Genomic DNA, 18,670 nt, shown 5'->3' with positions numbered 1-18,670 from the left:
CCATCTCTCTCATTGGGAGTGTTACTTTATAACTCCAGCGCCCATGGCGCCAACGCCTTCTGCCCCGCCCCGGAGCCCGGCGCAAGAGTCCGGTTGTGGACGGTCCAGGATGCGACGAGAGGGGAATCACCCGCATTGATGGTGTCGCGAGGCGATTCCATCAAATCAGGATCTGCTCTAGGTTCAGCCCATGACACGAACACTCCCGCCAGTACGGCTGCATATTAACGACCGTTTCGACCCCAGCGAAGCTTATGGCGACGCGCAGCGAGCGGTCATCGGACCGGATGCGCGGACCCAGGCGCGCGACACGATCACAGCCTGGCCGCGTTATGCGCCGACGCCGCTGATCGAGCTCGACGGCCTTGCCGAACACTGCGGCATCGACCGGCTGTGGCTGAAACACGAAGGCAAGCGGTTCCATCTGAAGAGCTTCAAGGCGCTCGGCGGCGCCTACGCGGTGCAGCGGTTGTTGGGCGAGAAAGCGGGCGGCGACGCCGGTGACCTCACCGTGTGCTGCGCCACCGACGGCAACCATGGCAAGGCTGTGGCCTGGGGCGCGCAGCAGGCGGGCATCCGCTGCGTCATCTATCTACACGCCCATGTCAGCCAGGGCCGCGAGGACGCGATCGCCGCGTTCGGCGCGGAAATCAAGCGGGTCGACGGCACCTATGACGATTCGGTGCGCCAGGCCGCCGCCGATGCCGAGACCAACGGCTGGACCGTCGTCTCCGACACATCCTGGGACGGCTATACGGAGATCCCCTCCTGGGTGATGCAGGGCTACACGGTCATGGTCGCGGAGATCATGGAGCAGTTGGGGTCGGAACGTCCGACCCATCTGTTTGTGCAGGGCGGCGTCGGTGGCCTGCCGGCGGCGGTCATTGCGCCGTTCTGGGCCGACTGGGGCGCCGAACGGCCGCGTCCGATCGTCGTCGAACCCCATGCCGCGGACTGCCTCTATCAAAGTGCCGTCGCCGGCAGACTGGCGGAGGCAGAAGGCAATCTGGAGACGCTGATGGCGTGCCTATCGGCCGGCGAGGCTTCGCCCCTTGCCTGGCAGATCCTTGATCACGGCACCGCCGCCTTCATGACCATGGACGATGACTTCGTGCGCCAGGCGATGTTCACACTGGCGAAAGGCTACAGCGCCGATCCCAAGCTGGTGGTCGGTGAATCCGGTTCGGCCGGGACAGCGGCGCTGCTCGCGCTAAAGGACCAAGCCGAACACCGCGCGGCACTCGGTCTGGACGCTGATGCGCGCGTGCTGGTGATTGCCAGCGAAGGCGCGACCGATCCGGAGATCTATCAGCAGGTCGTCGGCCAGCCCCCCGAAACCGTGGGCGAAGCGGCATGAACAACGGCGACGGACTAGATCTCGTCATTCGCGGCGGCACCGTTGTCACCGCGTCCGATACGTTTCGCGCCGATGTCGGAATCCGCGACGGCCGCATAGCGCTCCTGGCCGAGACCATCACAGGCGCGCGCGAGACGCTCGATGCCGGCGGGCTGATGGTCCTGCCGGGCGGCGTCGATGCGCACTGCCATCTGGCGCAGCCGCCGAAGGGCAAGGTCGAGTACGCCGATGACTTCGAAAGCGGCACGCTGTCGGCGCTGGCCGGGGGTACCACAACGGTCATGCCGTTTGCCCTGCAGCTTCCCGACATGAGCTTGCGTGAATCGGTCGACGACTATCACGGCAAGGCGAACGGCAAGGCTGCCATCGACTACGCCTTCCACCTGATCCTGACCGATACCTCGCCGCAGATCCTGGGCCAGGAGCTGCCGGCACTGATCCGCGACGGCTACAACTCGTTCAAGATCTTCATGACCTATGACGATTTCCGCCTGGACGACCGGGAGATCCTGGAAATCCTGGCGGTTGCCGGGCGTGAGGGCGGTCTGGTCATGGTGCATGCGGAGAACCACCACTGTATCCAGTGGATGAGCGACGAACTGGTCTCGGCCGGCAAGAAGGAGCCGAAGTACCACGCGACTTCGCGGCCGATGGCGGTCGAGCGTGAGGCGACGCACCGGGCGATCTCGCTGGCCGAAGTCGCCGATGTGCCGGTGTTCCTGGTGCATGTCTCCGCGCGCGAGGCCGCCGAGCAGATTGCCTGGGCACGCGACCGCGGCCTGCCCGTCTATGGCGAGACATGCCCACAATACCTGTGCCTGAGCGAGGAAGACCTGGACCGACCGGGTTTCGAGGGCGCCAAGTTCATCTGCTCCCCGCCCCCGCGCGACGCGGCCAATCCGGCGGCGCTGTGGCGGGCCCTGCAGCTTGGCACCCTGCAACTCGTTTCGTCCGACCACTCGCCGACCCGCTTCGACGATCCCAAGGGCAAGATGGTCGGCGGCACAGATGCGCCGTTCACCAAGGTGCCGAACGGCATTCCCGGTCTGGAGACGCGGCTCTCCCTGATCTGGACTGAAGGCGTCGCGACGGGCCGCATCACCGCCAACCAGTTTGTCGATCTGACCGCGACGGCGCCGGCCAAGATGTACGGTCTTTCGCAGAAGGGTCGGATCGCGATCGGCGCCGACGCGGACATTGTTTTGTGGGATCCCGATCGGCGGACCACCATCCGCAACGAGGATCAGCACCACAACATGGACTACACGCCCTATGAGGGGTTTGACGTCACGGGCTGGCCGGTTACGACGCTGTCGCGCGGCGAGGTCGTCTGGCAGGACGGCGCCATAAAGGCAGAGCCTGGGCGTGGACGTTTCATCGTCTGCGAGACGCCGGGTCCGATGGTTCAGGCGGCCAACAAGGGGGCCTAACCAGATTTCGCCAAATTCTTGATCGACGATGGCGCGTTGACATGCTTCGGTAGGGCGTGGCCGGCACAAAGCGATCGATTGGGGCGACGATGCGACTTCTTCTTTTGGCGGCGGTGTTCATGGTTCTTGCGTCACCGTTATCGGCGCAACAGACCATGGTGCCCGATGCAACCGCGCTCGCCGTCCAGGAAGGCCTGGCCGCGCTGGGTTACGATCCCGGCCCGACCGACGGCAAACCGGGACCGGCGACAAAGCGGGCGATCGAACAGTATCAGCGCGACAATCAGCTGCCGGTCGACGGTCTCGCGACACGGGAACTCGCCGAGCATATCGATATCGCCGTCGCGCGCGCCGACAGCTCGCCTGAGCTGATCCTGGCGCGCGGCAACATGCTGCGCAGCTATACCCGCGCCATTCAGGAAAAGCTGACGATATTGGGTTACGACCCCGGCCCCATCGACGGCGCCATCGGAAGCCAGACCCGCACCGCGATCATGCAGTACGAAATCGACAATGGCCTGCCCCAACGCGGCCAGGTCAGCAAGGCGCTTCTGGCGCACATGCACGGGCTGAACGGATCGTGAAGCATCAAGGCGAAGGGGCACCCAGCGGCCGCGCTGACTTCCGCCTCCACGCACCGGCGACGGCGCGCAACCGCGATGCCATTCTGGAAAAGGTCGGCGGTCTTGTCGCCGGTGACGACCGCGTTCTGGAGATTGGCAGCGGCACCGGCGAACACGCCGTCCATATCGCGCGCCAAATGCCGGACCTGGTGTGGCAGACCAGCGACCCGGACCCGACCATGCGGGCCAGCACCCAGGCATGGATCGACCACACCGGCGTCACGAACGTTCGCGAACCGCTGTCGCTGGACTGCGGCGTCGACGGCTGGTGGCGCGAGGTCGAGGTTGAACCGGATTTGGTCATCGCCATCAACTTCACCCACATTGTGCCGATCGCCTGCACTGACGGGTTGCTGGCCGGCGCCAGTGCGTTGCTGCACCCGCAAGGTCTGCTCGCGCTATATGGCGCCTTCACGTTCAATGGTGTCTATAGCGCCGCGACCAACCGCAGCTTCGACCGCATGCTGCGCCAGCAGAACGCGGCCTGGGGCCTGCGCGACCTCAACGACATCTCGGCCAGCGCCAACCGCCACGGCCTGAAGCTGGACAAGATCATCGCCATGCCGTCCAACAACCACATGGTGACGCTGCAACATGCTTAAGGCGCGTCCAGCTAGGATGTGTCCGCAAAAACAAGGGTTTGCCAGTGCCCGCCGTCATCTGCTAGTCCCTTCACGGCAGATTGACGGTCGGATCAACGAGCACGAGAAGACCAAGGGGTAGTGAGCGTGCGTCAAGGCAGTTGGGGATTACGCGAAACCGGGCGGCAACAGCGCCGTCGGCGCATCGCCTTCCTGATGCGGATACTGATCTATGTCCTCGTCGTGTGCGGCGTCGCCTGGTTCAGTTACAGCGAAGGCCAACGTATCTCGCAGAGCCGGATCGACAACCTGGAAAGCCAGGTGACGCAGATGCGCAACACGACCGACGAGGCGGTCGCCGCCGCGATCGAGGCGGAGAGTTCCGAACAGGAACTGCGTGCCGCCGTCGACACACGCGAAAGCGCCCTGCGCGACGAAGCCGCCGCCTGGCAACAACGCTATGAGTCCGAGGTACCACACGGCGAAGCCGCCGTGTTGTGGACTCAAGTGACCGAGCGCCTGGAAGAAGGCATCAGCGTCGAGCGGCTGGGCGAGACCATCGCCCTGGTCGAGGAAGAACGAAGCTGCGACTCCGCCGAACCGACCAAGCGCATCGTCGTCAAGACCGAGTTCCATGACGACACGGTCAGCGCCGCGAGCTTCGCCGATGGCCGCATCTCGGTCACCGGCAGCGGCGAAACGGCGACCGACGAGAACGGCTATCCCGCCGCCTGGTTCGATCCGGCCAAACCGGTATCGCTGGTGTTCTCCACCATCGGCGGCGGTGCCGAGACGGTCGAGGGCGCGCTGCCGGTCTATCACAACGTGCTCATCGGCAGCGACCAGTACCGCTTTGCCGTCAGCGAGGGACCGCCCGACTTCGCCATCGTCACCGTCGAACGCTGCGACTATCCGTGAGCGATGCGATGAAGCGGGTACTCGCCTTCTGGTTCGGCGAGAATGGCGATCCTGACTGGGGCGCCATGCGCGAAGCGTGGTTCGAAAAAAGCGACGACTTCGACCGCGCCTGCCGCGACGGCTTTCTGGACCTGCACGAACAGGCAGCCTCGGACAAGCTGGACGACTGGATGGCCAGCGCGGACGGCACGCTTGCCTTGCTGATCCTGCTTGATCAGCTTCCACGCAATATGTTCCGGGGTTCGGCCCGCATGTACGCCACCGACAACAAGGCACTCGCCATCGCCGAGCACGCCGTGGCAAACGGTCTCGACGCCGAGATGACCGACGTCCAGAAGCTCTTTGCCCACCTGCCGTTCGAACACGCTGAAGATCTGGACCATCAAAAGCGCCACGTCGCCTATATCGACGCGAACTATCACGGTCCCAAACGCAAGGAATGCCAGGAGGCAGCAGCACGCCACTTGGAAATCATCGACCGGTTCGGGCGATTTCCCCACCGCAACGAGATCCTGGGCCGTGTGTCGACGGACGAGGAAATCGAGTTTCTGAAGGAGCCGAACTCCTCGTTCTAGCGCCCGGCGTAGTCTTCCAGTTTCTGGTGAAGCGCAGCAGCGATGGCGACACCCTCTTGCGCAACCCGTTCACGCGCCTTAAGCCGGCGCTCGCCCGGTAGCCGGGTGCCCGGCTGATCCAGGATCGCGGTAAACAGGGCGTCCGCGCGGGTTTCGAGATCACCGCCAAAGGCGCTGGGATCGAAGGCCAGGAAACACTGGCCGGTGCGCGGCGGACCACCCTCGTTGCCGCCGAAGGAACTGGCCTGATAGCCAAAGTTGGCGCCGCCCAATCCGGCGGCCATCAGTTCGATCAACAGCGCGAGGTTGGCGCCCTTGCGCCCGCCGGTCGGCACCATCGTGCCCTTCAGCGCCGCGTCGGGGTCGGTAGTCGGCTGGCCTTCGGCGTCGAGCGCCCAGCCCTCCGGGATCGGCTCGCCGCGCTGGGCGTGCACGACCACCTCGCTCTTGGCGACGACGCTCGACGACTGGTCGATGACGAGCGGTGGCTTGCCGGGGCGCGGACAGGCAAGCGCGATCGGATCGGTGCCGAACATGCCCTTGGCGCCGCCCCACGGCGCGATCGCCGCCGGTCCGTTGACGAAACCCAGCGCTAGCAAGCCCTGCTCCGCGATCCGTTCGACGTGATAGCCGACAACGCCGCAGTTATAGGAATTGGTGACGGTCATGACAGCCGCGCCTTGTGCATTGGCGGAAGCGAACAGCTCTGGCAGGGCAAGGTCGATGGCGGGATGGGCGAAGCCGGCGGCCGCATCGGCAACCACCGCGCCTGGCTTCGGCCTGGTGACGGTCGCCACGGCCTTGCCGTCGACCTTGCCGCACAGCACATGCTCCGCATAGGTCGGCAGGCGCGCCAGGCCGTGGCTATGAATGCCGTCGGCCTCCGCGGCAACGACCGAGCGAGTCACCGATTCCGCGTTGAGGTCGTCGGTTCCGCAGGCGCGGAGAACACGGCCGGTCAAATCGCCGACCGCGTCGAGCGTGAGTGTTGCCGTCTCCGTCATCGCCGAGGCCCCACCTGTTGAACGACCTCAGCATACGGCGAATCCTCCGGCGCGCCAGCCGGAAGGCCGCCCACCAACTTGGATCGTGACCGCCTGGGCACCCATCGTTATGATCGCGCGCCATGGAGAGGTCGGATCGTCCCCATACGCTGGTCACCATGTGCCTGCTGGCGGTTGTCGTCGGTATCGTCGCGGCCGCCGGCGCCTGGATCTTCAAGAAGCTGATTGCGTTCTTCCACAACGCACTTCTGCTTGGCCAGTTCGGCTGGTCCTACGACATCTCCGATTACATTGACGTCAATCCGTGGGGTCCGGGCATCATTCTGGTGCCGCCGCTGGCCGCGATCGTCGTCGCCTTCCTGGTCAAGACCTACGCGCCGGAGGCCAAGGGGCACGGCGTACCGGAAGTGATGGACGCGATCCACTACAACGAAGCGCGCATGCGTTGGCAGGTCGTGGTGATCAAAGCGGTCGCATCATCGCTGACAATCGGGTCCGGTGGCTCGGCGGGCCGCGAAGGGCCAATCATCCAGATGGGCGCGGCGATGGGTTCGGTTCTGGGCGCCTTTGTCGGCATGCCGCTTAACCAGCGCATCACGCTGGTCGCCGCTGGCGCCGGTGCGGGCATCGCCGCGGCCTTCAACGCGCCGGTCGGCGGTATCTTGTTCGCCGTCGAGCTGATCCTGATCTCGGTCAACGCGGCCAACCTGTTGCCGGTATCGCTGGCGACGGTCGTCGCCATCTGGCTGTCGCGCCTGGTCGAGGGCCGCTCACCCCTGATCGATATTCCCGAGTTGATGGTCCATGCGGGCGAGACGCTCTCGGTCTGGATCATGCTGCTGTTCGTGCCCCTGGGCATTCTGGTCGGCGTTTTGTCGGCGCTATTCATCTGGTCGCTCGACAAGGCCGAGGACCTGTTCGACCGGATTCCCGGCGGCTACTACGTGCAGCATGTCTTCGGTATGTTCCTGCTGGGGCTGATGATCTACGGCCTGTGGCTCTATGCTGGGCATTACTATGTCGAGGGCGTCGGGTACGCGTCGATCACGCAGATCCTGAAGACGATTCTGGCTGACCCCGTCTTCCTCTTGCTGCTGATGGTGTTCAAGCTGATCGCGACCTGCCTGACCCTGGGATCGGGCGCGTCGGGCGGTGTCTTTTCGCCCTCAATGTTCATGGGCGCAGCGCTCGGGGCGGCGTTCGGCCACCTGTGCCAGGCTTTCCTTCCGGGTATCGAAATCCCGATCGCGATCTTCGCCATCGCCGGCATGGCGGGCGCTGTGGCCGGTGGCACCGGCGCGGTGCTGACGGCGATCGCCATGACCTACGAGATGACGTTCGACTACAACAGCATGCTGCCGGTGATCGCGGTGAGCGTCATCAGCCTGGCCATGCGTCGTTGGCTCATTCCTGAGAGCATCTACACCATCAAACTGCTGCGGCGCGGCCATGTGGTGCCCGACGGGCTGCAATCCTCGGTCGACGCATCGCGCCATGTCGATCAGTTGATGAGCGCCAACTTCTGCGAATGCGACACCGGCTCCGTCACGAGTCACCAGGCCGGACAGACCAGTATCGTGACCACGGACGGCACGATCACCGGCGTCCTGGGTCCGGCCGCGCGCGCCGATGCCGATTTCACCAAGGGTTACATTATTGTCGAGCCAAACGCCTCGATGATTCCGACACTGCAGGCCATGGACCGTGCCGGCGCCAAGATCGCAGTCGTGTCGCGCGATCCCGGTTCGCGCAAGTTTTCCGATGTCCTGGGCGTCGTCACCGCGGCCGAGATCGGCGCCCATGTCGGCCACAGCTCGCTGATGCTGTCTTAACTCTTGGCGTTCACGCCCAGCCCCCGAAGCACCTCGTCAGCGAGTGCCAGAGACGATGTCAAACCGGGCGATTCGATACCGAAGAGGTTGACCAGGCCAGGCACGCCGTGGTCGGCCGGACCCTGGATGACAAAATCCGCCGCCGGCTCGCCGGGCGCCTGCACCTTCGGGCGAATACCGCTATAGCCGGGCTCCAACGCGCCGTTCTGGAGATCGGGCCAAAAGCGGCGAACGGCATCGTAAAAGACATCAGCGCGCGCGGGGTCGACATCGTAGTTGATGGTCTGGACCCACTCGGCATCGGGCCCAAACCGGCACTGGCCGCCCAGGTCGATGGTGACATGCACGCCGAGGCTGACCTGGTTGGGCGCGGGATAGATCAGGCGGCCGAACGGTGAGCGCCCGGAAAGCGTGTAGTAGCTGCCCTTCACCAGGTAGAGCGCCGGCACTTTGTCCACCGGCATACCGTCGATTGCTCCGGCAAGGTCGTTGGCGCCCAGGCCGGCCGCGTTCACCAGCAGGCGCGCGCGAAGCGTCATCGGCGCCGCGCCGCCGACGTTCAGGACGATGCCGTCATCGCCCGCCTCACCGCCGGTTACCGGCGCGTTGAGCGCCAACATGGCACCGGCGTCCTCGGCATCGCCCAGATAGGCCAGCATCAGGCCGTGGCTGTCGATGATGCCGGTCGACGGTGACAACAGCGCGCCCAGGCAGTGAACCACCGGCTCCCGCTCTGCGACCTCCGCCGGGCTCAGATGGATGAGGTCGTCGACACCGTTGACGGCAGCGCGCCGCTTCAGGTCGTCGAGCATCGGCAATTCACTCTCCTCGGTGGCGACGATCAGCTTGCCGCAGCGGTCGTGGCCGACCCCATGCTGCGCGCAGTAGTCATAGAGCCGGAGCTTGCCCTCAACACAGAGCCGTGCCTTCAGGCTCCCCGCGGCATAGTAGATCCCGGCATGGATGACCTCGCTGTTGCGCGACGACGTCACCGTGCCGAACGCCTCTTCGGCCTCCAGGACAATCACCTCGCGCCCTGCCCTGGCGAGTGCCCTGGCGACGGCCAAACCGACGACGCCCGCGCCCACGACAACCGCTTCGACCTGTTCCATGGCGCTCATCCCGGTGTGAATTGGGTCCGGCTGGTGGTCATAGGGGTTGGGTTAGTCTTGAGGCATAGATAGAATTGACATACATCGGAGCAGGCGCATGATCAGCGCCGGGGGAAGCTTCAACCTATTCACTACAGCGCTTCACGACTGGGAGGAAGAGCTTTGGCTAAACATGAGAAAATCAAACCGGCAGATGACAAGGTAACGTCGCGCCGGCGCTTTCTGAAAGGCGGCGGTGTGGCCGCGGTCGGGGGCGCGGCGGCTGTCGCCATGCCCCACGTGGCGCGCGCGCAAGACGCCAAGGTTATCAAGATGCAGGGCGCCTGGGGCGGCGGCATCTTCAAGGAATTCGCCGAAGACTACGTCACGCGCGTCAATCAGATGTCGGGCGGCACGCTGCGCATCGACTATTTGGACGTTGACGCGGTTGTGAAGACCGCTGAAATGCAGACTGCGGTAAGCGAAGAGGTTATCGACGCGGCCCATCTGGTGACCGCCTACTGGTACTCCAAGAACGCGGCGGCCTCGCTGTTCGGCACCGGTCCGTGCTGGGGCTGGACCGCCAATCAGCTGCTGGGCTGGATCAAGTATGGCGGCGGCCAGGCGCTCTATGACGAGCTGCTGAACGACATTCTGCGCCTCAACGTGGTCGGTTTCTTCTCCGGCCCGATGCCCGCGCAGCCCTTTGGCTGGTTCAAGGAGCACATCACCCAGGTCAGCCAGATTGACGGTATCAAGTACCGCACGGTCGGCCTAGCGGCCAACGTGCTCGCCGAGATGGGCATGGAAGTAACACAGTTGCCTGGCGGTGAAATTCAGCCGGCCATGCAAACCGGCCTGATTGACGCGGCGGAGTTCAATAACCCGACGTCCGATAAGGACTTCGGCATGCAGGACGTGTCGAAGCACTATCACCTGGCGAGCTTCCATCAGTCACAGGAAACATTCGAGATCATCTTCAACAAGGACGTCTTCTTCTCGCTGAGCGACACGGAACGCGCGATCCTGCAATACGCATCGGAATCGGCCTCGGCCGACATGTCGTGGAAGTATCAGGACCGCTACTCCAACGACCTGATCGCGCTGCAGCAGGAGTTTGGCGTCAACGTCTACCGCACGCCCGACGAGATCATGGCCGAACAGCTGAAGGCCTGGGACACGGTGTTGACGGACTTCGTCGACAACGATCCCTACTTCGCCAAGGTCGTGGACTCGCAGAAAGCCTGGGCAAAGCGTGTCGGCGCCTACGAGCTGACCAACGCGCCGGATTATGCGGGCGCCTATCGTCACTATTTCGGTGAACCCGTCTAGGCGGACGCCGCAGAAGACCTGAACCGGTATGGGCGGCGCCAAGTAAGGCGTCGCCCCTATCGGCGATAACAAGAACAGGTCCAACGATCAGGTGCGGGGCATGAAGCGCCTACTGTTTTCGATCGACAATCTCAGCGCGTGGACGGGCAAGGCGTTCGCGTGGTGCATCGTCGTCTTGACGTTCGCCACCTGCTACGAGGTCTTCGTCCGCTACGTCGTCAATCAGCCGACGGCGTGGGCCTTCGACATGAGCATCCAGATGTACGGTGCCCTGTTCCTGATGGCCGGCGCCTACACGCTATCGCGCAACGGCCATGTACGGGGCGATGTCATCTACCGGCTGCTGCCGATCAAGGCGCAGGCCAGCATCGATCTGCTCCTCTACTTCATCTTCTTCATGCCGGGCGCCATCGCGCTCATCGTCTCCGGCTATTTCTACGCCTATGATTCCTGGTTCTATAAGGAAGTCGCGTGGTCGAGCCCGGCGCGGATCCAGATCTATTTCTTCAAGACACTCATCCCGGTTTCCGGCGTGCTGCTGTTTCTGCAGGGCGTCGCGGAGATCGTGCGCTGCGTGCACTGCATACGGCGCGGCTACTGGTCCGAGCGCCTGGCCGACGTCGAAGAGACCGAGACCATGCTGATGCATGAGGCCGAGGACCTGCACGCCATTCACCATGACGATGAGGCGGCGTCCTTGGAAGCGCGGGAAAACAAACCTGAGGAGCCGAAGTCATGAGCGATCCCATGGTCGCCATTATGATGCTGGGGCTCTTCATCATCATCGTGTTGCTGGGTTTCCCGATCGCCTTCACGCTGATCGCGATGGGCCTGGGCTTCGGCTACTACGCCTACCTCCGTCCGGAACGGATGGACCACATCTTCGACAACCGGATCTTCGATCTGTTTGTCCAGAACACGTTCTCTGTCATGTCGAACGATGTACTGGTGGCGGTGCCGCTGTTCTTATTCATGGGCTACGTGGTCGAACGGGCCAACATCGTGAACCGGCTGTTTTTCAGCCTGCAGCTTGCCGCCCGCCATCTGCCCGGCTCCATGGCGGTCGCGGCGTTGGCGACATGCGCGGTGTTCGCAACGGCGACCGGGATTATCGGCGCCGTCGTCACGTTGATGGGCCTGCTCGCCTTCCCGGTCATGCTGCGCGCCGGCTATGACGAGAAGTTCGCGTCGGGCGTGATCTGCGCGGGCGGCTGCCTGGGCATCCTGATCCCGCCCAGCATCATGCTGATCGTCTATGCGGCGATTGCCCAGGTGTCGCCGGTCAGGCTTTATGCGGCCGCGCTCTTCCCCGGCTTTATGCTGGCAGGCCTCTACATGGTCTATGTCGTCGGCCGCGCCGCCTTGAATCCGAAGCTGGCGCCCAAACCGCCGGAAGAGATCGTCCCACCGATCGCGCAGATCGCGTTGCAGCTTTTGACCAGTTTCGTGCCGCTGGCCGTACTGATCCTCTCCGTATTGGGCGCGATCCTGATGGGCCTCGCGACACCCGCCGAGGCGGCAGGCGTCGGCTCATTCGGCGGCCTGTTCTTGGCCGTGTGCTACCGCGCGCTGACCTGGCAGCGGCTGAAGGAAGCGGTGTTCCTGACCGCGCGAACATCGGCGATGGTGTGCTGGCTGTTCGTGGGCTCGTGGACCTTCGCGTCCGTCTTCTCCTATCTCGGTGGCCACACGCTGATCGAGGAATGGGTGCTGGCGGCCGAGCTGTCGCCGGTCGAGTTCCTGATCCTGGCCCAGCTCATCATCTTCCTGCTCGGCTGGCCGCTTGAGTGGAGTGAGATCATCATCATCTTCGTGCCGATCTTCCTGCCGATGCTCGCGGTCTTCAACATCGACCCACTGTTCTTCGGCGTGCTGGTCGCGCTCAACCTGCAGACCTCGTTCCTGACACCACCAATGGCAATGGCGGCGTATTATCTGAAGGGCGTGGCGCCACCCCATGTCGAGCTGATCAACATCTTCAAAGGCGTCATGCCGTTCTTGAGCATGGTCTTTATCGCCATGGCGCTGCTCTATGTGTTCCCGGAGATCGCGCTGTGGCTGCCCGTCTTCTTCTTCGGTTGATGGTCGCCTAGGTCATGGCCGATGAGTTGTCGCAGCTTGGCCTTCGCGCGGCCGCCGAGGGTATCGCAGCCGGGCGGTTTTCGTCGGAGGATCTGACACGCGCCTGCCTGGCGCGTATCGAGAAGTTCGACGCCGAGATAGAGGCCTGGGCCTATCTGGATCGCGAACACGCGCTGGCGCAAGCGCGCGATGCCGACGATCAGCACCGGCGCGGGCACGAACACGGGCCCCTGCATGGCGTGCCCCTGGGCATCAAGGATATCTTCGACACCAAGGACATGCCGACCGAGGACGGGACGGTGCTGCACGCCGGACGCACACCCGGCTATGACGCTGCCTGTGTGGCCAATCTGCGTAGCGCCGGCGCGGTCCTGATGGGCAAGACGGTGACCGCCGAACTTGCCACGTCGACCGACTCGCCGAAGACGCGCAACCCCCATAACCACGAGCGCAGCCCCGGTGGTTCGTCGTCCGGATCAGCCGCAGCGGTCGCGAGCTACATGGTGCCGGGCGCGACGGGAACCCAGACGGCCGGCTCCGTCATCCGTCCGGCGGCCTTCTGCGGCGTCTATGGTTACAAACCAACCTTCGGTCTGATCTCGCGCCATAGGGTGCTCGGTATCTCGCGTACGCTGGACACGGTGGGATCATTCGCGCGTTCACTCGGCGACGTCGCTCTGCTCGCTGAATGCATGATGGGTTACGACGACCGCGATCCCGACATGGTCAACCGGGCACGCCCCTCTGTCGCCGCGGCATCCGATGAAACGCCGCCACTGCCGCCGCGCCTTGCCTTTGTCCGCACGCATGTCTGGGATCAGGCTGACGGTGAATGCCAGGAAGCGCTGGCGGAACTGAAAGACGCCCTGGGTGACCGGATCGCCGATATCGACCTGGGTGCGACTTTCGCGACAACGCACGACACGTTCCAGACCATCTGCGCCGTCGAGTCGGCGGCAAGCCTGGTGCGCGAATACGACACGGGCAAGGACAAGCTGACCCCGTCCGTCGCCGCGCTGATCGAAGAAGGCCGGTCCATCGCCGCCGTCGACTACGTCGGAGCAAAGAACCGGCGCGCCGACCTCGATCTCCTGCTGGACGAACTATTCGGCGACTATGACGCGGTTTTGACGCCCGCCGTGACAGGTGTGGCACCGGGTCTGGACAGCACCGGCAATTCGACCTTCAACCGCCCGTGGTCGCTGATGGGCGTGCCGGCGCTGAATCTGCCGCTGCTGGCGAACGAGGCCGGCATGCCGATTGGCGTACAGCTGGTCGGCGCGCGTCATCACGACGTCAGGTTGATGCGCACCGCCCGTTGGCTGTTAAATGAACTGGACATCGATCAAGCCGGAGACCACTCATGAAGAGCGGATGGGACAACCTGATCACGGGCATCATCGGCATGGCATTGATCGGCGCCTTTCTGATCGGTCTTGCCATCTCGATCGGCTCGATCCCGTTCGGCGTTATCGTTGTCGGCGTGTTGGCGCTCGCGCTCTATGAGTTCTACGAGTCCGCCGTATTGCCGCTGAAGGGATCGCGCGACGATTGAGGCGTGCGGAAGCCGGCGCGCACCCAGCGCACCGCCGGTACCGCGACGATCAGCACCAGGGCGATCAGCAGCAGCGTGTAGAGCCAGGCGAGCCGGTCGACATCAAGCGCCTCGTGATAATGCGTCCATCGGTAGGACGCCAGGACACGTTCTTCGCAGAACATGGCAAGCGCCTCGATCTGATCGGGGGCGCATTCGGCGGCGACGGCCGCATCGATCTGGTCACGCCCCGGCGCGCCCTCTTCCGGCAAGCCGTAAGGTTCGTTGACAAGCAACGCCAAGAGCGCGAACGCGGCTGCGAACAGGCAGAAAAACACAACCGCCAGGCGGTCGAAACCCAGCTTGTAGCGGTCGCGCAGCTTCTGTCGTCTCTGAGCCATCCTGCTCCTTCGTGTGTCGCCCTCGCCCTTGTGCTATACAGACTACATGGGGCGACGGCGAGGCCTGCTCAGCGGGTATAGTGCAGGAAGCGATTGGTGTGAACTTTCCGGAAGGCGCGGCCACCCGGCGCGCCATGCCGCGCTGATCCGAAAGCGACTTTCAGCACTCGATATCAACGACCTGAAGCAACGCGCCAGCGACGCCGAGCGCGAACTGCACAATCTGGGCATCACGTTTACCGTCTACTCCGACAAGAATGCGATCGATCGCATTTTGCCCTTCGATGTCGTGCCGCGTCCGCTGTCCCATGAGGACTGGGAGATCATCGACAGCGGCGTCAAGCAGCGCGTCGCCGCCATCAACCTGTTTCTGCACGACGTCTATCACGACAAGATGATCCTGAAGGACGGCGTGGTGCCCAAGGATCTGGTTCTGGGCAACGAGAACTATCAGCCGGCGATGGAGGGGCTCGCGGTGCCGCACGGCACCTATGTGCACATATGCGGCATCGATCTGGTGCGCGACGAAAAGGGTAAGTTCAACGTGCTGGAGGACAACGGCCGCTGCCCGTCCGGCGTCTCCTATGTTGTCGAGAACCGGCACATGATGATGCGCGCCTTCCCCGATCTGTCGGAAGGCATCGATATCCTGCCGGTCTCCGACTATGGCGTTCGGCTGCATCAGGCCCTGGTCGAGATCGCGCCGCCAAACCGGCAGGAGGCCCAGGTCGTCCTGCTGTCGCCGGGTGTCTACAACTCCGCCTATTTCGAGCACATCTTCCTGGCCCGCGAGATGGGCGTGCCACTGGTCGAAGGCAGCGATCTGTTTGTCGAGAACGACCGCGTCTACATGAAGACGACCGAGGGACCAGCGCGGGTCGACACCATCTATCGGCGCATCAGCGACGACTTCCTGGACCCCAAGGCCTTCAATCCGGCGAGCATGCTGGGCGTGCCCGGCGTCATGGCGGCCTACGCGCGCGGCAATGTCGGGCTGGCCAACGCGATCGGCACGGGCGTCGCAGACGATAAGGCGGTCTATGCCTATATGCCGCGCATCATCCGGTACTACCTGGATGAAGATCCGATCATCGCCAATGTGCCGACCCATATCTGCCGCGAAAAGGAAGGGCTAGCCTATACGCTGGACCACCTGGAGAAACTGGTGGTGAAGCCGGTCGGCGAGTCCGGCGGCTACGGCATCACCGTCGGCCCCCACGCCAGCAAGCGCCAGCTCGCGCAGTGCCGCGCGGCGGTCAAGAAGGATCCCGCCAACTATATCAGCCAGCCGATGGTGCATCTTTCCGTCTGCCCGACCTTGATCGGCGATGGGCTGGAGCCGCGCCATGTCGATCTGCGTCCGTTCGCCGTGACCGGCAAGGACACGTGGGTCTTGCCCGGCGGCCTCTCCCGCGTCGCGCTGCCGCGTGGCTCCCTGGTCGTGAATTCGTCTCAGGGCGGCGGTTCAAAGGATACCTGGGTCCTTGCGTAATCTGCTGGCACGGTTCGCGGCGAACGCGTTCTGGACCGGGCGTTACATGGAACGCGCGGAGAATTTGGCGCGCATCCTGGACGTCAACGAGACCTTCGCGCGCGGCGGCACGGAGGAGGAGAGCTGGCTGCCGATCGTCAGGCTGCATGCCGACGAGGACCTGTTCTTCAGCCGACACAAACGGGCCGCCGTAGATCGGGTCGTGCACTTCTATACGATCGACCGCGACAACCCGAGTTCGATCATCGCCAGCATCATCCACGCGCGCGAGAACGCGCGCACCATGCGTCATGTCATCAGCACGGAAATGTGGACGCAGTTGAACGTGTTCCACGGCTGGATCACCGAACTGAACCGTCGCGACATCCGGCTGAACAATCTGTCGCGGGTCTGCGCGACGATCAAGGAGAGTTGCCAGACCCATGCCGGTATCGTGCAGGGTACGCTTTATCGCGATCAGGTCTGGTACTTTTACCTGCTGGGCAAACACATCGAACGCGCCGGCCAGACATCGCGCCTGGTGGATATCAAATCCCATCTGCTGGAGAACCCGATCGGCGAGGCCGAGGTTGCCGCGGATATCTCCCAGTGGAACGCATTGTTGCGCTCGGCCGCCGGCTATCATGCCTTCCGCCGCGTTCATCCACGCGGCATCGAACCGGACCGCGTCATCGAGTTCTTCTTTTTCAATGACGGCTTCCCGCGCTCGGTCATCTCGTGCCTGGACCGGGTGGATACGTTGCTGGCCGGCTTGGCCAAGGCCAACCTGACGGCCGCCCAGGATCTGCGCGACAACCTGGCGCCGTTGCAGGATCTGATCCACGCCGGCAACGTCCAGGAGGTCCGCCGCCTGGGCCTCAACGCCTTTGTCGACGACCTGCAGCGCGAGCTCGACAGTTTCTCAAACGAATTGGTCGAGCGCTTCTTTCACTAAACAAACGCTTGCTTCTTAGGGTATTGCCGCATCGATAGCACCTGCACCGCTTGCATGGACTATCCCGCACATGAATGACTGTGATCCCTGACAATCCTCCGCAGATTGCACCATCAACCGTTCTGCCTCCTGAGAATGGCCGATGCCTCGAAGGTATTGCGCCAGGAAAAAGCGACAGCCTGCAGTTTGGCACGCCTGGATGCTGCTCATATCGTCGGTCGCCATCATGACGGCACTCATGTTGCCCGCGAAGAGGTCGAGGACGAAGTCAACATCCGGCGGACGATCGATGCTGAGCTCGTTTCGATGTCTCAGCGCATGCGCCACGCCTGGATCGTCGTTGCGCTGATGGGCAATCATGGCGACCCAGAACAAGGGGTGCTCGTATGGATCAACACCGATCCACCGCTGGGGCCGCCTTAAAGCGTCGGCCAGTTGCCGTTCTGCGGTATCGGATTGGCCGCGCACATAGTTCAGCATGCCGTGAAGTGCCAAGTATGAGCCCGGGCAGACATTGGGTTCCATTGCTTCACAGTACGGCACCTCGGTGAACGTCGGTAAGCCATCCAGCGCCAACTGACCGGTCATGAGCTGAAGCCGAGTGCTACGGGTGGTCATGTAGTCCCAAACAAGGGACGCCGCTGTTGCCCACTCAGCTTGAGATGTAAGGAGGAGGCGTTCGTACGCATGGACGCCACCGGAGAGAGGCTCGCGAAGTTCTAAGTAAGCGTCTTGGGCTTCGTCGTAGCGTCCTTCAGCTTCGAGAATCGCGGCCTCGGTGTAACGACGAAACCAAGGTGCCCAAGATGCATCTTTAGCGGAATTGTGGATGACGCAATCATCGATTTGTTCGTTCGTCGCCCCCTCGCCCAAACTGCCGATGCACCAGAAGTCGCGGTGTAACTGATCCGACCGCGCGGTGCAGCCGATCATGAACCCGACTTGCCCGGAGCCGTTTCGCGAAAGTGCCTGGCAGTGCATGAGGATGCCGAAGGCCGTGTTGACGACACCGGTCAACCATTGCGAGTACTTGGGGTCGTCACGGTCTGCCAGCGACGTATCAATCTGAAGAGCTTCGGAAGACTGAATGGCGCGCTGCCAGCGATTATCGATGGTTTCGGCCGCTTGCCACATGTCACCGCCCGCGACGATTAGTGCGGCGTCATCGTCGAGAGGCACGATTTGCTTGACTGGGTTGATGAACGGCGCGTCCGCGAACGCTGGTCCAGTGAGCCAAACCAGCACCAGCAGCCATCCGACACCCAATGCGGAAAGGTGGTTCACATCGGCTCCAAACCAGGCGCAATCAATCCAACCCATAGTAGTATAACATAGATTCGCCTCCCCCAAAGGAGGGTGTTCAGCAGGCCAGAATTGACTGTTTTCCCGGGGTAGCCAGCTACCAGCCAAGCGATTGGCAAATGCGGCCCGAGCCGCCTATGATCCCGCGCGCCGGCGGAAAGGCCGGCCCTGACGATTTCACC

18 protein-coding genes are annotated in these 18,670 nt (G+C 63.4%); 14 read left to right on the top strand and 4 right to left on the bottom strand.

Features of this window, described 5'->3' with window-relative positions; translation table 11 throughout:
• Positions 1 to 190: 190 nt before the first annotated feature.
• From AAF563_09900 to AAF563_09875, 6 genes are all read left to right on the top strand, one after another.
• On the top strand, positions 191 to 1,357 hold the full coding sequence (locus tag AAF563_09900) for a diaminopropionate ammonia-lyase (protein ID MEM7121577.1): 1,167 nt from the start codon (positions 191 to 193) through the stop codon (positions 1,355 to 1,357).
• Positions 1,354 to 2,787 (top strand): dihydropyrimidinase, encoded by a 1,434-nt coding sequence (hydA, locus tag AAF563_09895; protein MEM7121576.1) that lies wholly within the window; start codon positions 1,354 to 1,356, stop codon positions 2,785 to 2,787. The genes AAF563_09900 and hydA overlap by 4 nt, the downstream gene beginning before the upstream one ends.
• Positions 2,788 to 2,876: 89 nt before the next feature.
• Positions 2,877 to 3,371: a peptidoglycan-binding domain-containing protein gene (locus AAF563_09890; GenBank protein MEM7121575.1), complete on the top strand. Its 495-nt coding sequence runs from the start codon at positions 2,877 to 2,879 to the stop codon at positions 3,369 to 3,371.
• On the top strand, positions 3,368 to 4,012 hold the full coding sequence (locus tag AAF563_09885) for a DUF938 domain-containing protein (GenBank protein ID MEM7121574.1): 645 nt from the start codon (positions 3,368 to 3,370) through the stop codon (positions 4,010 to 4,012). Before AAF563_09890 ends, AAF563_09885 begins: the two co-directional genes overlap by 4 nt.
• Positions 4,013 to 4,132: 120 nt before the next feature.
• Positions 4,133 to 4,909 (top strand): hypothetical protein, encoded by a 777-nt coding sequence (locus AAF563_09880; protein ID MEM7121573.1) that lies wholly within the window; start codon positions 4,133 to 4,135, stop codon positions 4,907 to 4,909.
• Positions 4,910 to 4,917: 8 nt separating this feature from the next.
• Positions 4,918 to 5,484 carry a DUF924 family protein gene (locus tag AAF563_09875; GenBank protein MEM7121572.1) on the top strand — a complete coding sequence of 189 codons (567 nt, stop codon included), beginning with the start codon at positions 4,918 to 4,920 and terminating at the stop codon, positions 5,482 to 5,484.
• Here the strand turns inward: AAF563_09875 and AAF563_09870 are convergent.
• Positions 5,481 to 6,488 carry an Ldh family oxidoreductase gene (locus tag AAF563_09870; GenBank protein ID MEM7121571.1) on the bottom strand — a complete coding sequence of 336 codons (1,008 nt, stop codon included), beginning with the start codon at positions 6,486 to 6,488 and terminating at the stop codon, positions 5,481 to 5,483. The genes AAF563_09875 and AAF563_09870 overlap by 4 nt on opposite strands.
• 122 nt (positions 6,489 to 6,610) lie before the next feature.
• Between AAF563_09870 and AAF563_09865 the strand changes: the two genes are divergently transcribed.
• Positions 6,611 to 8,320, top strand: a complete 1,710-nt coding sequence (locus tag AAF563_09865; GenBank protein ID MEM7121570.1) for a chloride channel protein — start codon at positions 6,611 to 6,613, stop codon at positions 8,318 to 8,320.
• On the opposite strand, the gene AAF563_09860 is transcribed toward AAF563_09865, so the two are convergent.
• Positions 8,317 to 9,432, bottom strand: a complete 1,116-nt coding sequence (locus AAF563_09860) for an NAD(P)/FAD-dependent oxidoreductase (GenBank protein ID MEM7121569.1) — start codon at positions 9,430 to 9,432, stop codon at positions 8,317 to 8,319. The two genes, AAF563_09865 and AAF563_09860, sit on opposite strands and share 4 nt — an antisense overlap.
• Before the next feature lie 162 nt (positions 9,433 to 9,594).
• Here AAF563_09860 and AAF563_09855 point away from each other — a divergent pair, with 162 nt between their 5' ends.
• From AAF563_09855 to AAF563_09835, 5 genes are all read left to right on the top strand, one after another.
• Positions 9,595 to 10,743 (top strand): TRAP transporter substrate-binding protein, encoded by a 1,149-nt coding sequence (locus AAF563_09855; protein MEM7121568.1) that lies wholly within the window; start codon positions 9,595 to 9,597, stop codon positions 10,741 to 10,743.
• A gap of 100 nt (positions 10,744 to 10,843) precedes the next feature.
• On the top strand, positions 10,844 to 11,482 hold the full coding sequence (locus AAF563_09850; GenBank protein ID MEM7121567.1) for a TRAP transporter small permease subunit: 639 nt from the start codon (positions 10,844 to 10,846) through the stop codon (positions 11,480 to 11,482).
• The gene (locus tag AAF563_09845; GenBank protein MEM7121566.1) at positions 11,479 to 12,825 is read left to right on the top strand and encodes a TRAP transporter large permease subunit; all 1,347 of its coding nucleotides are present in this window, start codon (positions 11,479 to 11,481) and stop codon (positions 12,823 to 12,825) included. The genes AAF563_09850 and AAF563_09845 overlap by 4 nt, the downstream gene beginning before the upstream one ends.
• A gap of 14 nt (positions 12,826 to 12,839) precedes the next feature.
• Positions 12,840 to 14,192 carry an amidase gene (locus AAF563_09840; protein ID MEM7121565.1) on the top strand — a complete coding sequence of 451 codons (1,353 nt, stop codon included), beginning with the start codon at positions 12,840 to 12,842 and terminating at the stop codon, positions 14,190 to 14,192.
• Entirely contained in the window at positions 14,189 to 14,380 is a 192-nt protein-coding gene (locus tag AAF563_09835; protein ID MEM7121564.1) for a hypothetical protein, read from the top strand. The genes AAF563_09840 and AAF563_09835 overlap by 4 nt, the downstream gene beginning before the upstream one ends.
• Here AAF563_09835 and AAF563_09830 read toward each other — a convergent pair.
• Positions 14,335 to 14,760, bottom strand: coding sequence for a hypothetical protein (locus AAF563_09830; protein ID MEM7121563.1), 426 nt, complete (start codon positions 14,758 to 14,760; stop codon positions 14,335 to 14,337). The genes AAF563_09835 and AAF563_09830 overlap by 46 nt on opposite strands.
• Positions 14,761 to 14,806: 46 nt before the next feature.
• Between AAF563_09830 and AAF563_09825 the strand changes: the two genes are divergently transcribed.
• Together AAF563_09825 and AAF563_09820 are read left to right on the top strand one after the other, a co-directional pair.
• Positions 14,807 to 16,252 (top strand): circularly permuted type 2 ATP-grasp protein, encoded by a 1,446-nt coding sequence (locus AAF563_09825; protein ID MEM7121562.1) that lies wholly within the window; start codon positions 14,807 to 14,809, stop codon positions 16,250 to 16,252.
• Entirely contained in the window at positions 16,245 to 17,186 is a 942-nt protein-coding gene (locus tag AAF563_09820) for an alpha-E domain-containing protein (GenBank protein MEM7121561.1), read from the top strand. Before AAF563_09825 ends, AAF563_09820 begins: the two co-directional genes overlap by 8 nt.
• A gap of 15 nt (positions 17,187 to 17,201) precedes the next feature.
• Here AAF563_09820 and AAF563_09815 read toward each other — a convergent pair whose 3' ends face one another.
• Positions 17,202 to 18,506 carry a hypothetical protein gene (locus AAF563_09815; protein MEM7121560.1) on the bottom strand — a complete coding sequence of 435 codons (1,305 nt, stop codon included), beginning with the start codon at positions 18,504 to 18,506 and terminating at the stop codon, positions 17,202 to 17,204.
• Positions 18,507 to 18,670 lie beyond the last annotated feature (164 nt).

Source organism: Pseudomonadota bacterium (assembly GCA_039028155.1).
Lineage (GTDB): Bacteria > Pseudomonadota > Alphaproteobacteria > SP197 > SP197 > JANQGO01.
Note: the sequence above shows the minus strand (reverse complement) of the source record. Positions and strands in the feature narration are given on the sequence as shown.

Bases quoted from the DNA above. Each gene is read 5' to 3' on its own strand.
- AAF563_09900 (MEM7121577.1), top strand. From the start codon at position 191: ATGACACGAACACTCCCGCCAGTACGGCTGCATATTAACGACCGTTTC.
- hydA (MEM7121576.1), top strand. From the start codon at position 1,354: ATGAACAACGGCGACGGACTAGATCTCGTCATTCGCGGCGGCACCGTT.
- AAF563_09890 (MEM7121575.1), top strand. From the start codon at position 2,877: ATGCGACTTCTTCTTTTGGCGGCGGTGTTCATGGTTCTTGCGTCACCG.
- AAF563_09875 (MEM7121572.1), top strand. From the start codon at position 4,918: ATGAAGCGGGTACTCGCCTTCTGGTTCGGCGAGAATGGCGATCCTGAC.
- AAF563_09870 (MEM7121571.1), bottom strand. From the start codon at position 6,488: ATGACGGAGACGGCAACACTCACGCTCGACGCGGTCGGCGATTTGACC.
- AAF563_09865 (MEM7121570.1), top strand. From the start codon at position 6,611: ATGGAGAGGTCGGATCGTCCCCATACGCTGGTCACCATGTGCCTGCTG.
- AAF563_09860 (MEM7121569.1), bottom strand. From the start codon at position 9,432: ATGGAACAGGTCGAAGCGGTTGTCGTGGGCGCGGGCGTCGTCGGTTTG.
- AAF563_09850 (MEM7121567.1), top strand. From the start codon at position 10,844: ATGAAGCGCCTACTGTTTTCGATCGACAATCTCAGCGCGTGGACGGGC.
- AAF563_09845 (MEM7121566.1), top strand. From the start codon at position 11,479: ATGAGCGATCCCATGGTCGCCATTATGATGCTGGGGCTCTTCATCATC.
- AAF563_09840 (MEM7121565.1), top strand. From the start codon at position 12,840: ATGGCCGATGAGTTGTCGCAGCTTGGCCTTCGCGCGGCCGCCGAGGGT.
- AAF563_09835 (MEM7121564.1), top strand. From the start codon at position 14,189: ATGAAGAGCGGATGGGACAACCTGATCACGGGCATCATCGGCATGGCA.
- AAF563_09830 (MEM7121563.1), bottom strand. From the start codon at position 14,760: ATGGCTCAGAGACGACAGAAGCTGCGCGACCGCTACAAGCTGGGTTTC.
- AAF563_09825 (MEM7121562.1), top strand. From the start codon at position 14,807: ATGGGGCGACGGCGAGGCCTGCTCAGCGGGTATAGTGCAGGAAGCGAT.
- AAF563_09815 (MEM7121560.1), bottom strand. From the start codon at position 18,506: ATGGGTTGGATTGATTGCGCCTGGTTTGGAGCCGATGTGAACCACCTT.